The organism is Micrococcaceae bacterium Sec5.8 (assembly GCA_039636775.1).
Lineage (GTDB): Bacteria > Actinomycetota > Actinomycetes > Actinomycetales > Micrococcaceae > Arthrobacter.
In genome coordinates, this window is record CP143429.1 from 1,689,413 (window position 1) to 1,707,048 (window position 17,636).

18 protein-coding genes are annotated in these 17,636 nt (G+C 66.2%); 2 read left to right on the top strand and 16 right to left on the bottom strand.

The annotated features are described in order from the left end of the window. Window positions 1-182 precede the first annotated feature (182 nt). From VUN84_07805 to VUN84_07815, 3 genes are read right to left on the bottom strand one after another with little or no spacing between them, the layout of a single operon-like run. Complete coding sequence (locus VUN84_07805) at window positions 183-593, bottom strand: DUF302 domain-containing protein (GenBank protein XAS65530.1); 411 nt, start codon at window positions 591-593, stop codon at window positions 183-185. Window positions 594-647: 54 nt separating this feature from the next. Then, window positions 648-2,117, bottom strand: coding sequence for a multicopper oxidase family protein (locus tag VUN84_07810; GenBank protein ID XAS65531.1), 1,470 nt, complete (start codon window positions 2,115-2,117; stop codon window positions 648-650). Next, entirely contained in the window at window positions 2,117-2,386 is a 270-nt protein-coding gene (locus VUN84_07815) for an SHOCT domain-containing protein (protein XAS65792.1), read from the bottom strand. The genes VUN84_07810 and VUN84_07815 overlap by 1 nt, the downstream gene beginning before the upstream one ends. A gap of 385 nt (window positions 2,387-2,771) precedes the next feature. On the opposite strand from VUN84_07815, the gene VUN84_07820 reads away from it, so the two are divergent. Continuing rightward, a complete protein-coding gene (locus VUN84_07820; protein XAS65532.1) occupies window positions 2,772-3,206 on the top strand; it encodes a rhodanese-like domain-containing protein in 435 nt (144 codons plus the stop codon). Window positions 3,207-3,343: 137 nt separating this feature from the next. On the opposite strand, the gene VUN84_07825 is transcribed toward VUN84_07820, so the two are convergent. From VUN84_07825 to VUN84_07880, 12 genes are all read right to left on the bottom strand, one after another. Further along, window positions 3,344-4,636 (bottom strand): hypothetical protein, encoded by a 1,293-nt coding sequence (locus VUN84_07825; protein ID XAS65533.1) that lies wholly within the window; start codon window positions 4,634-4,636, stop codon window positions 3,344-3,346. Window positions 4,637-5,516: 880 nt separating this feature from the next. Then, a complete protein-coding gene (locus VUN84_07830) occupies window positions 5,517-6,152 on the bottom strand; it encodes a DUF3105 domain-containing protein (GenBank protein ID XAS65534.1) in 636 nt (211 codons plus the stop codon). An 8-nt stretch (window positions 6,153-6,160) separates the two neighbouring features. After that, window positions 6,161-7,054 carry a prolipoprotein diacylglyceryl transferase gene (lgt, locus tag VUN84_07835; protein ID XAS65535.1) on the bottom strand — a complete coding sequence of 298 codons (894 nt, stop codon included), beginning with the start codon at window positions 7,052-7,054 and terminating at the stop codon, window positions 6,161-6,163. Between the two features lie 12 nt (window positions 7,055-7,066). Next, a complete protein-coding gene (locus VUN84_07840; protein ID XAS65536.1) occupies window positions 7,067-8,581 on the bottom strand; it encodes a multicopper oxidase family protein in 1,515 nt (504 codons plus the stop codon). A 41-nt stretch (window positions 8,582-8,622) separates the two neighbouring features. After that, entirely contained in the window at window positions 8,623-9,372 is a 750-nt protein-coding gene (locus VUN84_07845; GenBank protein ID XAS65537.1) for a cytochrome c biogenesis protein CcdA, read from the bottom strand. A 4-nt stretch (window positions 9,373-9,376) separates the two neighbouring features. Then, the gene (locus VUN84_07850; GenBank protein ID XAS65538.1) at window positions 9,377-10,258 is read right to left on the bottom strand and encodes an exo-alpha-sialidase; all 882 of its coding nucleotides are present in this window, start codon (window positions 10,256-10,258) and stop codon (window positions 9,377-9,379) included. Between the two features lie 80 nt (window positions 10,259-10,338). Continuing rightward, complete coding sequence (locus VUN84_07855) at window positions 10,339-10,950, bottom strand: DUF305 domain-containing protein (protein ID XAS65539.1); 612 nt, start codon at window positions 10,948-10,950, stop codon at window positions 10,339-10,341. 138 nt (window positions 10,951-11,088) lie between these two features. Next, on the bottom strand, window positions 11,089-11,589 hold the full coding sequence (locus VUN84_07860; GenBank protein XAS65540.1) for a hypothetical protein: 501 nt from the start codon (window positions 11,587-11,589) through the stop codon (window positions 11,089-11,091). Window positions 11,590-11,662: 73 nt separating this feature from the next. Beyond that, window positions 11,663-13,792, bottom strand: a complete 2,130-nt coding sequence (locus VUN84_07865; GenBank protein ID XAS65541.1) for a heavy metal translocating P-type ATPase — start codon at window positions 13,790-13,792, stop codon at window positions 11,663-11,665. A gap of 73 nt (window positions 13,793-13,865) precedes the next feature. Beyond that, window positions 13,866-14,183 (bottom strand): heavy-metal-associated domain-containing protein, encoded by a 318-nt coding sequence (locus VUN84_07870; GenBank protein XAS65542.1) that lies wholly within the window; start codon window positions 14,181-14,183, stop codon window positions 13,866-13,868. A gap of 260 nt (window positions 14,184-14,443) precedes the next feature. Beyond that, complete coding sequence (locus VUN84_07875) at window positions 14,444-14,998, bottom strand: hypothetical protein (GenBank protein ID XAS65543.1); 555 nt, start codon at window positions 14,996-14,998, stop codon at window positions 14,444-14,446. Next, the gene (locus VUN84_07880) at window positions 14,976-15,431 is read right to left on the bottom strand and encodes a MarR family winged helix-turn-helix transcriptional regulator (GenBank protein XAS65544.1); all 456 of its coding nucleotides are present in this window, start codon (window positions 15,429-15,431) and stop codon (window positions 14,976-14,978) included. The genes VUN84_07875 and VUN84_07880 overlap by 23 nt, the downstream gene beginning before the upstream one ends. A 492-nt stretch (window positions 15,432-15,923) precedes the next feature. Between VUN84_07880 and VUN84_07885 the strand changes: the two genes are divergently transcribed. Then, on the top strand, window positions 15,924-17,057 hold the full coding sequence (locus VUN84_07885) for an IS110 family transposase (GenBank protein ID XAS65793.1): 1,134 nt from the start codon (window positions 15,924-15,926) through the stop codon (window positions 17,055-17,057). On the opposite strand, the gene VUN84_07890 is transcribed toward VUN84_07885, so the two are convergent. Further along, window positions 16,945-17,313, bottom strand: coding sequence for an SOS response-associated peptidase family protein (locus VUN84_07890; protein ID XAS65794.1), 369 nt, complete (start codon window positions 17,311-17,313; stop codon window positions 16,945-16,947). The genes VUN84_07885 and VUN84_07890 overlap by 113 nt on opposite strands. Window positions 17,314-17,636 lie beyond the last annotated feature (323 nt).

Consider the following 17,636-nt stretch of genomic DNA (forward strand, 5'->3'; position numbering starts at 1 on the left):
CTCTGGCGAAACTACGTCGGTCCCGCTTCCCGGAACAGTGCCCAAAGGCCCGGCGGGTGTATGGCGGGTGTATACAGTCTGCTTCAGGGGCCGGCGGCGGCAGCCATGCTCCGATGCGCATGCGGACACAATGATCTCTTTTTCGCGTCCCATGAGCCGCCGGTCCGGAGGCCGGCCGGGTCTCAGGCGGTTTGAAGCTCTTTCAATGCGGCCCGGAGCCGGTCATCGGCTTCGCCGGCGACCAGGGCGACGGCAGGGGCGTCACTGAGCTTGACCATTGTCTCCGGGTCGATCGTTTGGATGACGGTCGCGTTGGCGTCGCTGCCGCGCCGGATGACGACGTTGCACGGAAGGAGCAGGCCCATGTCCGGTTCCGCGGTGAGAGCGCGCTGGGCCAGGGCGGGATTGCAGACGCCCAGGATGAGGTAGTCGCCCAGGGCCTTTCCGCTCTCCTCCCCGAGCTTGGCCTCAAAGGTTGAGCGGACATCGATCTCGGAGAGGACCCCGAAGCCCTGGCCCAGGAGCGCCTCCCTGGTCCGGCGCACCGCTTCCTCGTACGGCAGGGCGACGGTGATGGTGTGTGCGTAGCTCATGGATATGCTCCTTTATTGGGTTTCACGGTGAGTCATTGACGCCGCATCGCCGTGTCACCGGGATTCGATGAGGCCCATCATGCCGCTGTCCTCGTGGTCGAGGATATGGCAGTGGTAGACGGTCTTGCCGGTGAAATCATCGAACGCGATCCGGACTCGCACGCTGCTGCGGGCCGGGACGTTGACCACATCCTGCCACTCGGGGTCGGATACGGGCCGGCCGGCCTGTTCGATGATCTGCATGGGCCATACGTGCAGATGAAAAGGGTGGTCCATTGGGCTGGTGTTCGTCAGCGTCCACTCCTCGAGGGCCCCGTCCGGGACGGTGGTGTCAATCCGGTCCGGGTCGAAAGGTTTGCCGTTAAAGGTGAAGCTCATTCCCGACCCCATGCCCATGCCCATTCCCATTCCCATTGCGAAGGTCAGTTCCCGCCGTGCCGTGACCGCAGCTGACCGCAGGTCCCGGGGTGCAGGCTGGGCCGGGAGCGGCTCCGCGGACGGGGCCGGTCCGCCGCTGACGGCATAGGTGGCCAGGACGGTGCCGTTGGGGTCGGTCTGGGCCTGTTGGCCTCCGGTGCTGGCGCCCATCATGGATCCTGCGGTTCCCCTGTCCACCGCCAGGGTGCGCAGCACGGCCGTGCCGGTGGCCGCGGTGACGAGGAGGTCGGCCCGGTTGCCTGGAGCCAGCACCACCTCATCAACGTCCCGGGGGTTCTGATAGCGGCCGGAGTCGAGTCCAAGCAGCTGCAGGCGCTGGCCGTCGAGGCGCAGTTTCAAGTACCGGGCGGTGCAGGCGTTGATGATCCTCCACCGCTCGCGTTCTGCCGGTTTGGCCGAAAGTTGCGGGTTTAACTGGCCGTTGACCAGAACGAGGCTGCCTTCCCGGCCCATCATTTTCTCCATCGCCGACACCGCAGCGACGCTTCCGTCGCTGTTCAGCGAGATGTCCGAGATGACCATGACCCGGTCTCGTGCGACCGGGACAGGGTGCGGGTCCTCGACGATGATGGCACCGTACAGTCCGCCGAAGACCTGGTCGGCGACCGTGCCATGGTGGTGGGGGTGGTACCAGTACACGCCCGGAGGGTGGTCCGCGGGGAGGCGGTATTCGTAATCGAAGGATGTTCCGGGGTCAACGGAGAGGAGCACGTTGTCGCTGTTGCCCTGGGGGGAGACGTGCAGGCCGTGGACGTGCAGGTTGGTCGGATCCCGCAGGCCGTTCTCCAATGTTAGGTTCACCCGGTCACCGGGCCTCAGGAACATCGTCGGGCCGGGCACTGACCCGTTGTAGGTCAACACGGTGGCGTTCGTGCCGGCGATCCGTGCCTGAGCCTGTACCGCTCTCAGGCGCACCTGGAGCATCCCGTTGCTGCTGCGGAGGACCTCGGGTTCACTGAAGTCCTGTCCGCCCGTCGACCGGTACCCGGCTCCGGAGCCCCACAACAGGCCTGCCGCGCCCGTCAGTGCGGCTGCGGTTCCGGCGCCCCCCAGGATGAGGGCGGTGCGTCGGCGGACAGGCCGCATCAGCTGTCGCCCTTGAGGATTTTGAGACGTTCCTGGTATTCCTCCGCGGTCAGCTCGCCCCTGGCAAAGCGTTCATCCAGGATCTCCCGGGGTGTGCCTCCACTGCCCGCAGGCCCGGCGCCCCTGCCGTCAAGGGAGCCTGTGGGTCCGCCGCGGCGCCTCCCGGCCGAGAGAAACCAAATCCCGAGACCGGCAAGCAGCAGGACCCCGACGATCAGCAGCAGCCAGAACATCCCCGTCCAGCCCATGCCTGATCCGTATCCACCCATCACTACCGTCTCCTTACCCCGCAAAACCGGTACTGACCGGCCTGCGATGATCACTTTCGAGACTACACCCTCATACCCATGGGGGTATATGGCGGGGGCGCGGGCGGGCGTTTGATGCTCGCGGCTTCAATCCGGGAATTCGGTCCTCGACCGGCCAGCAGGCCTTCGCCCAATCAAGATACGACCGAAGCCCGGCCGGAGGATTCCCGTTAGCCCTCCGGCGCGCATGCCGGGGATGGCATGGCATGGTCCGCATGCCGAACCAGGCGTGCAGCGAGGCGGCCACCGCCGACGCCGGGGTGGAATGCCACCGAGGCCGCGCGTCCGGCGGCGTTAGGGTGGGTGCATGGGTGTCGAACCAGCGGTAATGAAGCGAATGTCGAGAATGCGTCCTCAGGCTCCAGCCAGCGTGCCCCGGGAGGTGGAGGGCGAACCGGATCTGGTAGCGGTGGACACGACATGGGGAGAGCTGCAGCCACTGCAGTGCGCACCCGGGGTGGTCACCCTCGGCGAACTCGAACTCCTGGAGCAGATCAGCGGCGGCGCCGTCCTGATCGACAGCCGCGTACCTGACTCCAGGTCCGGGGTCACGATTCCAGGCGCAGTCAACATCCCGCACGACCGGATTATTGGATTCAGGGATCAACTCGACGTTTCGAGGCTGAGTGTGTTCTTCTGTAACGGCCCGCAATGCCCGCAGTCACCGGCGGCCATCCGTGCGCTGCTGGAAACCGGGTATCCGGCATCCGGACTGGCCTACTACCGGGGAGGACTGCACGACTGGGTCACCCTGGCCATGCCCACGGAACAGATCACCTGACTTGGCCGGCGCCTGGACCATCGGGCGGTGCTTGATCTACCGCGGACTTGGCCGACCCCCGAAGCGCCGGGCCAAAGCGGGCCGGTCGGGGGAACTGATGACGTTGACGGACCGAGAATGAACTCCGATGTGACGGATCAGAAGCTGCCGCTGCCGCCGGAGTCATCGTCCCGGCCGGCGCCGCTATCAGCGTCGCCGCCGCGCAGGATCGAATCGATCAGGATCCCGCCCAGCACGGCTCCGCCGAGGCCCCCGCCGCATCCTCGGCTCCCGAACATCCCGCCGCCGTAGCCGCGGTTGGCCAGGCCGCCGAAGCCCTGCACATCGGACCGGGCGAGCTCTGCCGCCCGGGACGCCAGAGCCCCGGCCTGCTGCGCGTAGGCCAGGGAAGATCCAGGATTCGTCTGCTGGAGGGAGAGCGCGGTGTCCAGAATGCGTTGCGCTTCGGCCAGTCGTGTCCTGGCCCCTGGTCCCACACCGCCGCGCCGGGCGGCGATGTAGTCCGAGGCAACCGAGATCCGGGCCTGTGCATGCATGATGGTCTGCTGGAGAGCCTCCCCGGCGCGCCGCGCCTGATCTTGCTGGTTCCGCACCCCGGAGAGGGCCCGATCCAGGCCTTGGCGCGCCGCTTCAATGCGCTGCAACGCGGCGATCGGGTCGATCCTTCCTGACTGCAGCTGCTGTTGCACCTGGTTCAGGACCGCCTCGGCGCTTGCGGCGGGGCCCGCGAGGTCGGTGTGCTGCCCGGCCGCCATGGTGGCCGTGGCCTGGGCGAGGTCTTGGGCGGCGTCCGCCACTGCGCGGTCGAGACTAGTCCGGGCAGAGTCAAGGTCATGCCGGACCTTGCCGATGGCGTCAACCAGCACGTTGGTCTGATGCAGGCTTTCTTCGCCAGCGCGGACAGCGACGGCCGCGGCGCCCGGGTCGGCCTCAGAGAGCTTCTGCTGTGCAGCCTGCGCGGCGGTGTCCAGAAATATCAGTCGCTCCCGGGCTTGGGCGATATTGTCCGAGACCGGAGCCACCGCTGCATCGGAGTACCGTACGCACAGCTCGGTCATGTGGTGCTCCGCATCCGCTATCTTGGCCGCTGCCTCGGCTTGTCCGGCCCGGAGCAGTTCGAGTGCCCGTGGTGCGTTCTTTTCGAGTTCACGCAGGGAGTCGAAGGAGACTTTCTGTTCGGCCAGAGCCTGGCTGGCCGACTCGCAGCGACTGATGATCTCGGTATACGAGGCCTGCTGTTGCTCCTCGGTGGCCGGGATCGCGTCGTCCAGCTTCTGCTGGAGTTTGAAGGACTCACCCAGGTCTGACCTGGCATCGGCGAGGGCTTTCACAAAGGGCGCAACGGAAACGTCCCCGAACTGGGCCTGCGCGAATCCTGCTTCCTGCTCGCCGGAGCGCACGGCGTCGTCGGCTGCTATCAGAAGCGACACGGCCCGTTGCTTCAGCTCCGGAAGGCTCAACGCCACTGGCTGATCGCTCCGGCCGCCGCCGCGTGGATTTACCCCCGGCCCTTCCGGCTGGGTCCCCGGGCCGGTAAGCACCGCCAACCGGTCCCGGTATTCCTCCGTGCCCAGCTCACCGCCGGCGTATCGCTTATCGAGGATCCGACGTGCGTTGCTCCTGCCCGCGGCGGCGTTACGGTTCTGCCCCGGCGCTGATCCCGTTCCCCTTCGGCGGGCGCTACCGGACAATGCCCGGGCCGCGAGAGCCGCCACTAGAACGAGGACCGCGACCGGGAGTAACCAGAACAACCAGGACACGTCTACGCCGGACCCGTACCCACCCATCATGGGGTGACTCCTTCCACCGGCCCTACGACGCAGCCGTCTGATTCCAGACTACGCCAACATACCCCCGGGGGTGTGTCACGGACTCTGGCTCCGTCGGCGCCATGATCGGATCTGCGTGCATATATGACTGCTGCGCCCGGCCATGCCGCCGCCCCCAAGGAGTATTCCCGGCGCTCTATCCAGGCAAGGGACGAGAGTTGCACCAGCAACGGCCCGGACCGACCCTGTCAGGTCCGGGACGCGGCGCTGAGGCCCGCGGGCTACGGCGCCAGAGCTACTCAGGGGAGTGGGGTGGCGGGGATGGCGGCGGACAAGCATCCTTCGAGGCCACTACCCGAAGGTCAGCCTCGGAGGCTGACCCTGAGGCAGAACGTCACGGTTCTCCACCACGGCCAGCGGATCCCGCGGCGCTTGGCGGCGCTGTCCTGCCGGGAGGAGAGGACTGCGGCGTTGGTTTCGGGCTCCGTCAGCGGTCGGTTTCTCGTGTTTCATGGACGTCCTTCGAGTGGGTCAGATGCGCTTAGCCGTCGGTTCCGCCGGTGCAGGCGGCGCCGGGCTCGGGGGCTTTCGGGGACTGGGCGTAGCCGCGGATGAAGGCGGAGATACGCGGGTCCCCTGCATCCTGGACTGCCAGCTGCGTGCCCCAGGCGGTGGCGGTGACGGGGGCGGTTTGGTTCTTGTCCGGGCTGAGCAGGACATACGGCTTGGCTTTTGCAAGATCGGTGAGTCTGGCGACGTCGGCCGCCGGCAGGACAGGGCTGTAGGTGATCCAGACGGCGCCGTGTTCCAGGGAATGGACGGCGCGTTGTTCGTTGACCGGTTCTGTGTAGATGCCGCAGTTCGTCCAGACGGGGGAGTGCTCTCCTCCGACACCGGGTTCCTGGGGGTAGGCGACGGCGTCCTGGACGTGGTTGCGTGAGAGGCCGGTGAAGGTCTGGATCCCGTCGATGGGTTTCCTCGCTGCCTCGGCGGCGGTGTTCCGGTCCTGGACGGACCCGGTGACTGCGAGGGCGATTGCGGTGATGATGGCAGCCACGACCAGGCCGAAGCCGCCATAGACGAAGATGTTGAACCTGCGTTTTTTGGCCATTTGCCGGCTGCGGATGGCGGCGAGGATGGTCCGGTGTTCCTCGCGCGGCTTTCGGGTGTTGCTCATGCGGGGACTCATTGGCCGTGCGCGTCAGAGTCCTGGATGACGACTGGTGCGGGTGGGACGGCGGAGCGGGGACGGGACCTGAGCCGCTGGAAGAGGGCCAGGCCGGCGAGGAAGAGCAGACCTGAGACCCAGGTGTTGACCCGCAACCCCAGGATCGTGTTGGCGGGGTCCGAGCGCATCAGTTCGAAGACGAAACGCCCGGCGGTGTAGAGAACGATGTAGAGGGCGAACACGGACCCCGCGCCGAGCGTGTACCGGCGGTCCAGGAACATCAGCAGCGATGCAGCGGCCAGGCACCACAGGGATTCATAGAGGAAGGTGGGCTGGAAGTAGCCGAGTATTTCCGGGGTGCCGTCGGCGGCGGTCAGGGCCTGGCCGGTGGCCATGTCCATTTTGTGGATCTGGAGTTTCCAGGGCAGGTCCGTGGGTTCGCCGTAGAGTTCGTTGTTGAACCAGTTGCCCCAGCGGCCCAGACCCTGGGCCAGGAGCAGCCCCGGGGCGGCCGCGTCCGCGAACGCGGCGAAGGGGACACCGGCGCGGCGGGCGCCGATCCCGGCGCCGACGAGCCCGAGGGCGACGGCTCCCCAGATCCCGAGACCGCCCTCCCAGATCCGCAGCGCGCCCCAGGGGTCTGTGCCGGGTCCGAAGTAGAGCTGGTTGTCGGTGATGACGTGGTAGAGCCGGCCCCCGACGATGCCGAAGGGGACCGCCCAGGCCACGATGTCCAGGGTCTGGGCGGTTGTGCCGCCCCGGGACCGGAGGCGGCGGGCGGTGAGCCAGACCCCGACAAGGATGCCGGCCAGGATGGCAAGGGCGTAAAAGCGTATGGTCAACGGCCCGAGCTGGAAGGCGCTCACGGCCGGGGAGGGGAAGAACAGTTCTGTCGCGACAGGGGGGTTCATGGTCGGGGTCCCTTATTTGATGTAGGAGAAGACGCCCATCATGCCGCGTTCGGCATGGTAGGCGTTGTGGCAGTGGGTGAGCCACTGGCCGGGGTTGTCGGCGTCGAAGATCACTGTGACGGTTTGTTTGGCACGGACGATGACGGTGTCTTTGCGGGCCCCGCCGGCACCGATCTGGAACGTGTGGCCGTGCAGGTGCATGGGGTGCCACATGTCGGTGTCGTTGATGAATTTCACCTCGACGCGTTCGCCGGCCTTGATCTCAAAAGCGTTCTCGAATGGCTTGGTCATGTCGAAGCGGTGGCCGTTGATGCCCCAGTCGTATTTGGCCATGCCGCCGGTGAGGTGTACTTCGTGGGTACGGTCCGGGCTCTTGCTTAGCAGGGTGACCTTCGGGTCGGCTTTGAGCTGCCCGCCGTCCACGACGGTCCCCTCTAACGTGCCCGGCAGGGTGGCGGCAAGGGGCTGTTTGCCGGTGCCGGTGCTGATGAATCCGAGTGCCTGGCCGGGTTTTCCTTCCGGCAGTGCCATGGCGGGGGTGAAGCCTTCCTTGACGGTGAGGAGGGCGTCGATGCGTTCACCCATGCCGAGCACGACGGCGTCGACGTCCTGGTGGACGACGGGGAACCCGTCGGTGTGGGTGAGGGTGAGTTTCTGGCCGGGGATGCCGACGCGGTACGCGGTGTCGCCGGCGGCGTTGATGATCCGGAGCCGGATGACCTGCCCGGCCGTGGCGGTCAGGATTTCGGCCTCATCCGGGGCTTTTGAGTTGAACAGGTGGTACGGGTAGCTGACGTCGCCGGCGTCGCCGCCGAGGAAGTCGCTGCGGGAGCCCATGAGCATGTGCTTCATGCCCATCCCCATTGATCCCCCGGACATGCCGCCGGAAAGTTCCTTGAGGACCTCGTCCGGGGTCCCGGTGATACCGTCCATCCAGTCATCCAAGACGATCACCCAGTCCCGGTCATAGATGAGTTGTTCGGCCGGGTCCTCGATGATCAGTGCCCCGTAGAGGGCGCGTTCGCGCTGCATTTCGACGTGGGAGTGGTACCAGTAGGTGCCGGGGTGGGGGAGACGGAAATCGTAGGTGAACCCGGTGCCGGCGGAGACCGGGTCCTGGGTGACGTCCGGGACGCCGTCCTGATCGTTCCGCAGCGCGAGGCCGTGCCAGTGGATGCTGGTGGGATCCTTCAGCTGGTTAGACAGTGTTATCTGGAGCCGGTCCCCGGCCATGGCCCGGAGTGCCGGCGCGGTGAGAGCGCCGTTGTAGCCCCAGGTGGTGACTGGTTTCCCTGCAACAGTTCCCTGGAAGGATGCGGCGGTCAGGTTCTGGGTGACGGTCTTGCCGCTGAATGCCCGGCGGGCTTCGTAGTCGGCGACGAGAGGGTCAGTTGGCAGGACCCTCTCCGTGAGGCCTGGGGCGCCCTGGGTGTTGGTGCACGCGGCGAGGGCCGCCGCGGCGGCCGTTGCTACCGACAGGCCCAGGAAGCGGCGCCGGCCCAGGTGGTGATCGGGGTGGTGATTCATGTGAAGTCCTTCGCGGTGGGGCCCAGTGTCGGGCCGCGGTGTCAGATGGGTGTGAGAAAGGTTCCGGAGAGGTTCTGGAGCTGATAGATCCACGTCACCCAGACCCCGGAAACCATGAGCACGCCCAGGATGATGAGCATGGAGGCTCCGGCGATGTTGACGACCCGGATGTGACGGCGGACGAATGTCAGGGCTGTGCTGACCCTGTTCAGGCCCAGGGCGGTCAGGGCGAAGGGGATGCCCAGGCCCAGGCAGTAGGCGAATGCCAGCAGCGCTCCGCGTCCTGCACTGCCGGTGGTGACGCTCAGGGACAGGACAGCGCTCAGCGTCGGACCCATGCAGGGCGTCCAGCCGAGTCCAAAGACGACCCCGAGCAGGGGTGCCCCCGCGAGGCCTGTCTTGCGGCCGGGGGTGAGCTTTCGGGTCTGTTGCAGCCAGGGGACCAGCCCGAGCAGGGCTGCGCCCATCAGGATCACCACGATGCCGAGGCCGCGCATCAGGGCATCCTGCCAGCGCAGCAGCCAGGACCCGATGGCGCCGAAGGCGGCCCCGTAGAGGGTGAACACGGCGGCGAACCCCAGCACGAAGAGTCCGACCCCGGCCAGGACTCGGCGGCGGTTATGTGGCTGGGTCGGGTCGGTCAGCCCGGAGACGAAGCCCAGATAGCCGGGCACCAAAGGAAGGATGCACGGCGAGAGGAAGGACACCAGTCCTGCAGTCATGGCCAGCGGGATGGCGATGACCAGCGCGCCGGAAGTCACCATGGACGCAAAGTATCCGCCGATGTCCATCGGTTCAGTCGGCGTCGGAGGGCCGGAAAGTGGCCCCGCCGTCCGTGGAGACCACCACTCCGGTGGAGGTGGCGGCCCAAACCCTCGGGTTCCCGTCGGAGCCCTCCGTCGCGGCGACGGCCTGGACCGCACCGCTGATCTGGCCCTTCCTGGTCCAGGTTGCTCCGCCGTCTGCGGAGTAGTGGACGGTGCCGCCGGGTTCGACGCCGACGGCTTCCGTGGCGCTGGCGAAGGCGGCGAACTGGATCACCGGCGCGGCCTTGTCCAGCGCCCAGGTGGCACCGCCGTCGGTCGAACGCTGCACGCCGTCCTGGGTGGTGGCGAGGACGGTGTCGCTGGTGGGGATTCCGGCGAGGATGGCAGGGACGAAATCCGCGGGTACCGTGTTCCAGGTCTTTCCGTCCGGGCTGGTGCGCAGTGAGCCGTCAAAGCCGACGATTCCGGATTTGGTCGCAGTGAGCGCATGGAAGTCGGATTCACCCTGACGGGAAAGCTGCTCCCACGTTTTACCGCCGTCGCTGGTTTTGACCAGACCGAGAGGACTGGGAAGGGCTGAGCCAGCGCCGGGGTGTCCGGAAGCGTAGAACACGCCGTCGTCCATGGCAGCCGTGAAGCCCATGAGGTCATTGGTGGGTCCGATTTTCACGGCCAGCTTTTTGGACACGTCGAACAGGCCATCATGGGTGGCCAGGAGCACCTGGCCGGTTTCGCTGCTGACGCTCAAACCGTGAACATGCGCGTCAGGCATGGCGCTTCCGGTGTTTCCTGTAGGGGCGGGGCCTGCCGTGCCGGAGGACGGACTGCATGCCGAGAGGGCGAGGATGAGGCCGGCGCCGGCAGCCAGGACGGCTGCGGCGCGGCGCCGGGGACGGGAGGGGTTGGGCATGGGGACTCCAAGGATTCAGGTGGGGCATGGCAAGAGGGAATGGCGCCGGCCCCTCACGGGCCGGCGCCGGAGGACACCGGTCAGAGGCTCGCCAGCAGGCCCTTCATCTCTTGAATTTCGGTTGTCTGTGAGGTCACGATTGCCTTGCTGAGCTGGATCGCGTCGGGGTTTTTGCCTTGGCTGATTTCAGTCTGTGCCGTTGCGACGGCGCCCTGGTGGTGGGCGATCATCCCGGTCAGGAACAGCTTGGCCGCTTCGGCGCCCTGGGCGGCATCGAGCGTCTTCAGATCGTCATCGCCCATCATCCCGTCGCCCATGCCATGGCCGGAAGCCATCTGCGCAGGTTCGTTCCAGGTCTTGAGCCAGCCCGTCATCTGTTCGATTTCGGGTGCCTGCGCGGCCTTGATCTTGGTTGCAAGGGCCGTGATCCGGGCATCCATGCCCTGCTTCTTGAGCATCATGTCGGACATTTCCACGGCCTGGGCGTGGTGCGGGATCATCCCTTGGGTGAACATGGTGTCTGCCGCGTTGTGGTCCGCGGCGGCCGGGGCTGAGCTGGGGGACATCCCCATCCCGGTATGGCCCGTCCCCGGCATGGAGCTGGCAGGTGTACTTCCGGAGGTCCCCGCGCAGCCCGCGAGGGCTATGACGGAGGCAACGCCAAGGGCAGAAATGGTCAGAGTTTTCTTCATGGAGTTCAAGTCCTTCAATCATCAAATCGTCGTTGTCGCACGACTGCGGGGAACACGCCCATAACCGGCCTGAACGGCCGGCAGGTGCGTATCGGGTAAGCGGGGCGCGCCGGGCTGGACACGGCGCAGCGTGGCCGTTTACGTCCGGCTGATGGAAAGTTGGCCCGGAGAAAGGCTTCGCGGAATGAACCCGTACCCGGTATCGGGAACGCCGGTGATGGTCCCGCCGCTGGAAGTCAGGGCCGTGGCGCCCGGTGGCGGTGCTGTCAGGGTCGTGGTCCCGGGAGACGGGACGCAGTCCCCGCCCATTGTGGAGATCATCGTGCACCCGCCAGTATCGGCGCACGACGGCCCTGGTTCGGCCGTGATACCCGGAGTTGCGGTGGTGCCCGCGACCGCGGCTGCGACCGGGGTGGTGCCCTGGATCTTGGTGATGTCCGCGACGTGGGCGGGGTGCTCAGGTGCCGGCATGGCATGCGGTGCCCTGGTGTCATGACCGGTGGCCGCCGCCGTCGGCATGGCGTGCGTGCCGGTCATGATGTGCATGCCCAAAATGCCGGCGACGATCGCGAGCAATCCCGTCAGAAGGGCACCCCGGAGGAGAAGCGCCGTGGCACGCCGGGCTGAGATGGCGGTCATGGTGTTCCTCCTTCCGTGCGGTCTGGATGGTTTCTAGGTTACCGGCCCGGGACGGGCCCGGGCGGCGCCGGGTTCAGCGGACCTGGGCCGGGCTGAGTTTGAGCCGTCGCAGGAGCTGGGCGTTCAGGGCGACGACGATGGTGGAGATGGACATCAGCACCGCTCCCGCGGCGGGTGAGAGGACGATCCCTGCGAAGGCCAGCACACCGGCGGCCAGCGGGACGGAGATGATGTTGTAGCCGGTGGCCCAGATGAGGTTTTGCCACATTTTCCGGTAGCTGGCGCGGGAGAGGTCCACCATCGACAGCACTGCCCGGGGGTCATTGCCGGCCAGGACCACGCCGGCCGATTCCATCGCGACGTCGGTGCCGGCGCCGATCGCGATGCCGACCTCGGCGCGGGCCAGTGCCGGGGAATCGTTGACACCGTCACCCACCATGGCCACCTTCAGGCCCCGGGCCTGGAGCTCGGCCACCTTTTTGTCCTTGTCCGCCGGGAGGACCTCGGCGAAAACCTCGTAGATGTTCAATTCGGTGGCAACCGCGTGGGCCACCTGCCGGGCATCGCCGGTGATCATGGCAACCTTGATGCCCCGGTTTTGCAGGGCGGCCACAGCCTGTCGGGATTCCTCGCGGACGGCGTCTTCGAGGCTCAGGGCGCCCAGGACCTGGCGGCCCTCGACCACGTGGAGGACGGCGGCGCCGCGGTCCATCCAGGCCTTGGTAGTGGTGGCCAGTGCCGGCGGTTCTTCTGCTTCGAGGTCCCGGAGCAGGGCAGGGCCGCCGACCTGGATGGTTCTGCCGTCGACCGTGGCGCGGACACCGCGGCCGGTCATGGACGAAAATTCAGTAGCCGCCGGAATCTGCATGCCCTGCTCCTGCGCGGCACGGACGATGGCCCGGGCCACCGGGTGCTCGCTGTCGGCTTCGACGGCTGCTGCCAGCCCGAGGAGGCTGTTCCGGTCCACGCCCTCGGCGGTCGCGACGTCCTTGAGGGCGGGTTCGCCCTTGGTGAGGGTCCCGGTCTTGTCGAAGAGGACGACGTCGATGGTCCGCATCCGTTCCAGTGCCATTCGGTTCTTGATCAGGACTCCGGCCCGGGCGGCCTGTTCGGTGGAGATGGCGATGACCAGGGGGATGGCCAGGCCCAGGGCGTGCGGGCAGGCGATTACGAGCACGGTGACGGTGCGGGTGACGGCGTCGGGAATGCTCCCCAGCAGTGACCAGACGATGAAGGTGATGACGCCGGCGCCGGCGGCGAAGTAGAACAGGAACGCGGCGGCCCGGTCGGCCAGGGCCTGGGCCTTGGAGGAGGAGGCCTGCGCCTCGGCGACCAGCCGCTGGATCCCGGCCAGGGCCGTCTCATCCCCGACGGCGGTGACCTGCACGCGGACGGTGTTGTCGGTGGCGACTGTTCCGGCGATGACTTTATCCCCGGGTGAGCGGAGGACGGTTTTGGATTCGCCGGTGATCATCGATTCGTCGAATTCGGCCTGGCCGTCGACGACCATGCCGTCGGCGGGCATCCGGGCCCCGGAGCGGACCAGGACGGTGTCCCCTGCGACGAGGTCGCTGACTTTGACGGTTTCCGTGCCTTCGGCGGTGATCCGGTCCGCCTCGTCCGGCAGCAGTGCGGCGAGAGCGTCGAGCGCGCCCCGGGCGGAGCCGAGGGCTCGCATCTCGATCCAGTGCCCCAGCAACATGATCGCCACCAGCAGGGCCAGCTCCCACCAGAAGTCCAGGTCAAAACCGCCGATCCCCAGGCTCGTGACCCAGGAGGCGATGAAGGCGACGCTGATGGCCATGGCGATCAGCAGCATCATGGCCGGTTTCCGGCTCTTCAGTTCATCCAGGCCACCTTTGAGGAAGGGCTGGCCGCCGTAGAAGAAGATCACGGTTCCCAGCACCGGCGGGATCCAGGCCGAGCCGGGGAAAACCGGGGGCATGTAGCCGAGCAGATCCGCGAACATGGGGCTGAAGTAGACCACCGGCACAGACAGGGCCAGCGTGAGCCAGAACCTGTTCTTGAACATCGCAACGCTGTGGCCTGCGTGCTGGCCATGGCTGTGCACCATGTGCTCATCGTCCATGCCGCGGGCATGGCCGGCGTGCGTATCAGGTGCGTGTGCGACGGCGGACCCGCTGCGGGGAGCGGTTGGCTCCCCTTGCGCGGCTGTGGGTCCGTTGTGGTGGTCGTGGTCCATTGCTGTGCTCCTTAAGAATTGTTCCGGTGCCGGGCGGCCCTGGGAGCCCTCCCTTCACGGTACGCCGCCGGGATTACCGGCCGGGCGCGACGCTGTATCCGGCGCCGGTCACAGCGTCGCGGACCGCGTCTGCGCTGGCGTTCCCGGCTACCGTCAGTCGGGATGTGCCCCTGGCGACGAGCTCCACGGTTGCGGATTCCACTCCGTCCACGGAGGCGACGGCCTTTTCGACGGTCTGGACGCAGTGCCCGCAGGTGAGTCCCTCGATCGAGTACACGGGGCCGTCGGCCGCGGGCGGCGCCGTTGTTTGGGCCCCGGTCGAGCAGCAGCCGCAGCCGGACTGCTCCGGCGTGGCGAGGGGAAGTTCGGTCCTGGTGTTTGTTCCGCACATGTCAGTTTGGTCCTTTTCGAGAAGGAGTAATGGGGTGCTGGGGTTGAACGGCTGTGACGGCCCGCGAATTCCGCGGAGCCTGGACAAACCACTTCACTGACAACACACCCAACATACCCCTAGGGGGTATATCTGGCAAGCAGGATCGGACGTGATCTTGCCCTTATTCGATGCACCGAAACAGGGCGCCGGGTGAAATCACGGCGACGGTGTGGTCACCGTTCCGCGCTCCCCCCTGGCATCTCACCGAAGAGTGCCCGCTAGTTTCCGCCGCCCATGCCGGGCATTGAGTGGTCCATGGTTTGTGCTTCGAACCATGTATGCAGGGCGGCCACGAGGGCCGTATCACCGGAAGTGAAGGTGATCTTTGCACCCGTGGGTAGCTGCTCGTAGTGGCTCTGCATCCGGGACGCGCCGGCTTGCAGTTCCTGCAGGCCGGGCATGGCGGTCCCGTGGATAGCCACTGGGTCGCTGTAGTTACCCTGCGCGAACTGGTCGGCTTCCCTGCTTAGATGCTGCTGGATCAGGGTGACGTTGTGCTCGTCGCCGGAGCTGTGGGCGACGATCTGTTCGACCCCTCCATCGGGGGTCTTCGTGAAGGTGTGTGTGGTGGCGTTCAAATCGAACGGCATGACCTGGACGGCGTGGGCCACCATTGCCTGTGCCTCTCCGTTGGCGGCCTGATGCCCTGTGGCCATGCCGTAGCCGATGCTACCGGCCGCCAGGACCAACGCGGCGACGACGCCCGCAAGCCACCAGCGGTGACCCTTCCGGCGAAGGGGACGGCTGCTATCAGTGCTGGTCGGGGTATTCATGTGCTGCTTCCACGAGGAGGGTCAGGGCGTCTACTACGGTCTGGCGACGGTCAGCCGGGATGGCCTCCAGAAGGCTGGAGAAGCGTGCAGCCCGGGCGGCGGCCAGCTCGCCCGCGGCTTGGCGTCCAGCGTCGGTCACTTCCAGCCACACGAGGCGTCCGTCACCATCGCGTCTGCGGCGCTGCACCCAGCCGCGGGCTGTCAACTGGTCGACCAGACGGCTGACCGTACTCTTCGTCAGCCGTAGCCGCCCGGCGAGGTCGACTTGAGTGAGTGGACCGTCACGGTCCACCTCAGTCACCGCATGGGCCTCGGAAATCGATAAGGGCTGACCGCAGGGGGTTTGGTCCGGTTGATACAACCCGAACGCGCGCACGAAAGCGAAAATCCGCGCCTGCAGCACCACCGCATCCGACTCGCTATCCTCCCGCATGGTTGCATGATACAACCAACTCGTTCGATGGTACAACCATCTACCCGGAGTGGCCATCGAAGTAATCAGCCACAACTTATCGAGCGAAAGACCGCCTTGAAAGCGCGGGTCATAGTTTTGTCTAACAGCACGGTCCCTTACTGGTCCCGGCGCAGGCGACTTCTGACGGTGATGGTGGTAGTAGGCCGTGGGGCGGCGTGACTCTACTTCTGACTGACGCTTCTTGAAGCTGTCTTGTGAATGATCCGTCCGCCGTGCCACGGCCTGTAACAGACGCATCGGCCAGGCGGACATGACTTCATAGGAGCTTGACGAGAAGTCCCATCACCGTCTTGTCTGCCCACCTGGTCGACGCGAGCCCATCACTACGCTGCTGCGCGGAAGTCGAGGAGCCAGTCCCATCATGACAAATGAAATCATCAAAGTCATCGCCGGTATCAATACTCATGCCGATACCCATCATGTCGCCTGATTAGTCAGCGAGGGAAACATCTGGCCGACGAGAAATTCGCGGCCACCGGACCCGGCTATCGGGCCATCGTTGGGTACATCACCCAGTTCGGGCCAGTCATCGCCGTCGGAATCGAAGGCACCGGCAGTTACGGTGCCGGGCTGGCTCGCGTCCTGGCTACAGAGGGCTTTGAAATCGTGGAGGTCAACCGGCCCAACCGGCAGTCCCGCCGGTTGCGCGGGAAGTCCGACCCGCTCGACGCTTACCAAGCCGCCGAATCCGTGTTGGCCGGACGAGGCACATCAACACCAAAGACGCGGGACGGATATGTCGAGGCTTTGCGGGTTCTGCGGACAGCAAGGACAAGCGCGATCAAGGCCCGGACTGCTGTGCTGACCCAGATCAGTGGCATCCTGGTGTCCGCGCCGGAGGCCATACGTGCCAGATACCGGGGCCAAACAACACCTGCACGGCTGAAAGCGATGGCCGCCTTGCGCCCGGACAGCGATACAGCTGACCCGGGCGTGGCAACAGCGATCACGCTCAAGAGATTGGCCCGGCGCCACCAGCACCTCACCACCGAAATCGAAGACTGCCACACGGATCTGGCCCGGATCATCAACGAGAATGCGCCGGCTCTTACCCACGTCACCGGCATCGGCACTGCCGTGGCCAGCCAGCTACTTGTCACCATCGGCGACAACCCCGAACGCCTCGGCAGCGAAGCCCAATTCGCAGCCCTTACCGGCGTTGCCCCAATCCCCGCCTCGTCCGGGAAAACAACCCGGCATCGGCACCCCCGGGGCGGTGATAGAGCCGCGAACTCCGCGATCCATCACATCGTGCTGGCGCGCATGTCCACCGACCAGCGCACCAAGGACTACGTCGCCAAACGCACAAAGGACGGCAAGAGCAAGCGCGAGATCATGCGCTGCCTTAAGCGCTACATCGCCCGGGAAATCTATCGGGTGCTACACACCCCCCGGCCTGCTCCCCTCACGAATGACCTGCGACCACGGCGGTTGGCGCTTCACATCACCCAAGCCGCAGCCGCCCAGCACTTCAGCGTTTGGCCGACAGCCATCTCACGCATAGAACGCGGCTTATCCCGGGAACACGACCTTGCCAGCCGTTACCGCACGTGGCTGGACGAACAACCGCAAACCAGCGCGTGACAACCATAGGAGCATCAATGACACCGTATCCGTGGAGTGCCGCGTAACCTGGCCGTCCGTTAAGTTGGCCCAAAAGTCCCGCCTTATTCACCCTGCGGAACGACGGTTTGTCCAGGATCGACTCGCTGCGGGCGTTGATCAGCCTCGCGCCGATTTTGATGTCCCTGGCCCAGGGCGGAACCAGGCCCCAGCGGGCAATCAATATCCGGCGATCCACTGTGTCCTCGTACAGGCGCTTACCCGGGTGCGGCAACATGCGCTGCACTGCGGTTGGACGATCCGCGGATCAGCTCTTACAGTCTTGCGGTATCGAATGCAGGCAGACAGACACGACGTCCGGGAAGGGGGGCGCACATCACCGCTGACCAACGCCACCAACCCAATGTTTCATCCGCGAAAGCCCCTCCCTGAGGGGCTTTTTTATGTGCCGCGAGTCCCGCGGCGGGGCGGCGTTTACAGGCCGCCTGATCATGGGTCCCGGCGCGCCCCCGGCGACCCTCATCGAGGTGCCTGCCGTCAGCTGGCAGCAGCGGGCGCCCCGACTACGGTTCCCAGCGCCGGACCTATGCTTAAGTTAGC

Coding starts and splice junctions, on each gene's coding strand:
- VUN84_07890 (XAS65794.1), bottom strand. CDS start 17,313: ATGTTGCCGCACCCGGGTAAGCGCCTGTACGAGGACACAGTGGATCGC.
- VUN84_07870 (XAS65542.1), bottom strand. CDS start 14,183: ATGTGCGGAACAAACACCAGGACCGAACTTCCCCTCGCCACGCCGGAG.
- VUN84_07830 (XAS65534.1), bottom strand. CDS start 6,152: ATGAGCAACACCCGAAAGCCGCGCGAGGAACACCGGACCATCCTCGCC.
- VUN84_07860 (XAS65540.1), bottom strand. CDS start 11,589: ATGACCGCCATCTCAGCCCGGCGTGCCACGGCGCTTCTCCTCCGGGGT.
- VUN84_07850 (XAS65538.1), bottom strand. CDS start 10,258: ATGCCCAACCCCTCCCGTCCCCGGCGCCGCGCCGCAGCCGTCCTGGCT.
- VUN84_07855 (XAS65539.1), bottom strand. CDS start 10,950: ATGAAGAAAACTCTGACCATTTCTGCCCTTGGCGTTGCCTCCGTCATA.
- VUN84_07805 (XAS65530.1), bottom strand. CDS start 593: ATGAGCTACGCACACACCATCACCGTCGCCCTGCCGTACGAGGAAGCG.
- VUN84_07815 (XAS65792.1), bottom strand. CDS start 2,386: ATGGGTGGATACGGATCAGGCATGGGCTGGACGGGGATGTTCTGGCTG.
- VUN84_07880 (XAS65544.1), bottom strand. CDS start 15,431: ATGCGGGAGGATAGCGAGTCGGATGCGGTGGTGCTGCAGGCGCGGATT.
- VUN84_07845 (XAS65537.1), bottom strand. CDS start 9,372: ATGGACATCGGCGGATACTTTGCGTCCATGGTGACTTCCGGCGCGCTG.
- VUN84_07865 (XAS65541.1), bottom strand. CDS start 13,792: ATGGACCACGACCACCACAACGGACCCACAGCCGCGCAAGGGGAGCCA.
- lgt (XAS65535.1), bottom strand. CDS start 7,054: ATGAACCCCCCTGTCGCGACAGAACTGTTCTTCCCCTCCCCGGCCGTG.
- VUN84_07810 (XAS65531.1), bottom strand. CDS start 2,117: ATGCGGCCTGTCCGCCGACGCACCGCCCTCATCCTGGGGGGCGCCGGA.
- VUN84_07840 (XAS65536.1), bottom strand. CDS start 8,581: ATGAATCACCACCCCGATCACCACCTGGGCCGGCGCCGCTTCCTGGGC.
- VUN84_07875 (XAS65543.1), bottom strand. CDS start 14,998: ATGAATACCCCGACCAGCACTGATAGCAGCCGTCCCCTTCGCCGGAAG.
- VUN84_07820 (XAS65532.1), top strand. CDS start 2,772: ATGCGTCCTCAGGCTCCAGCCAGCGTGCCCCGGGAGGTGGAGGGCGAA.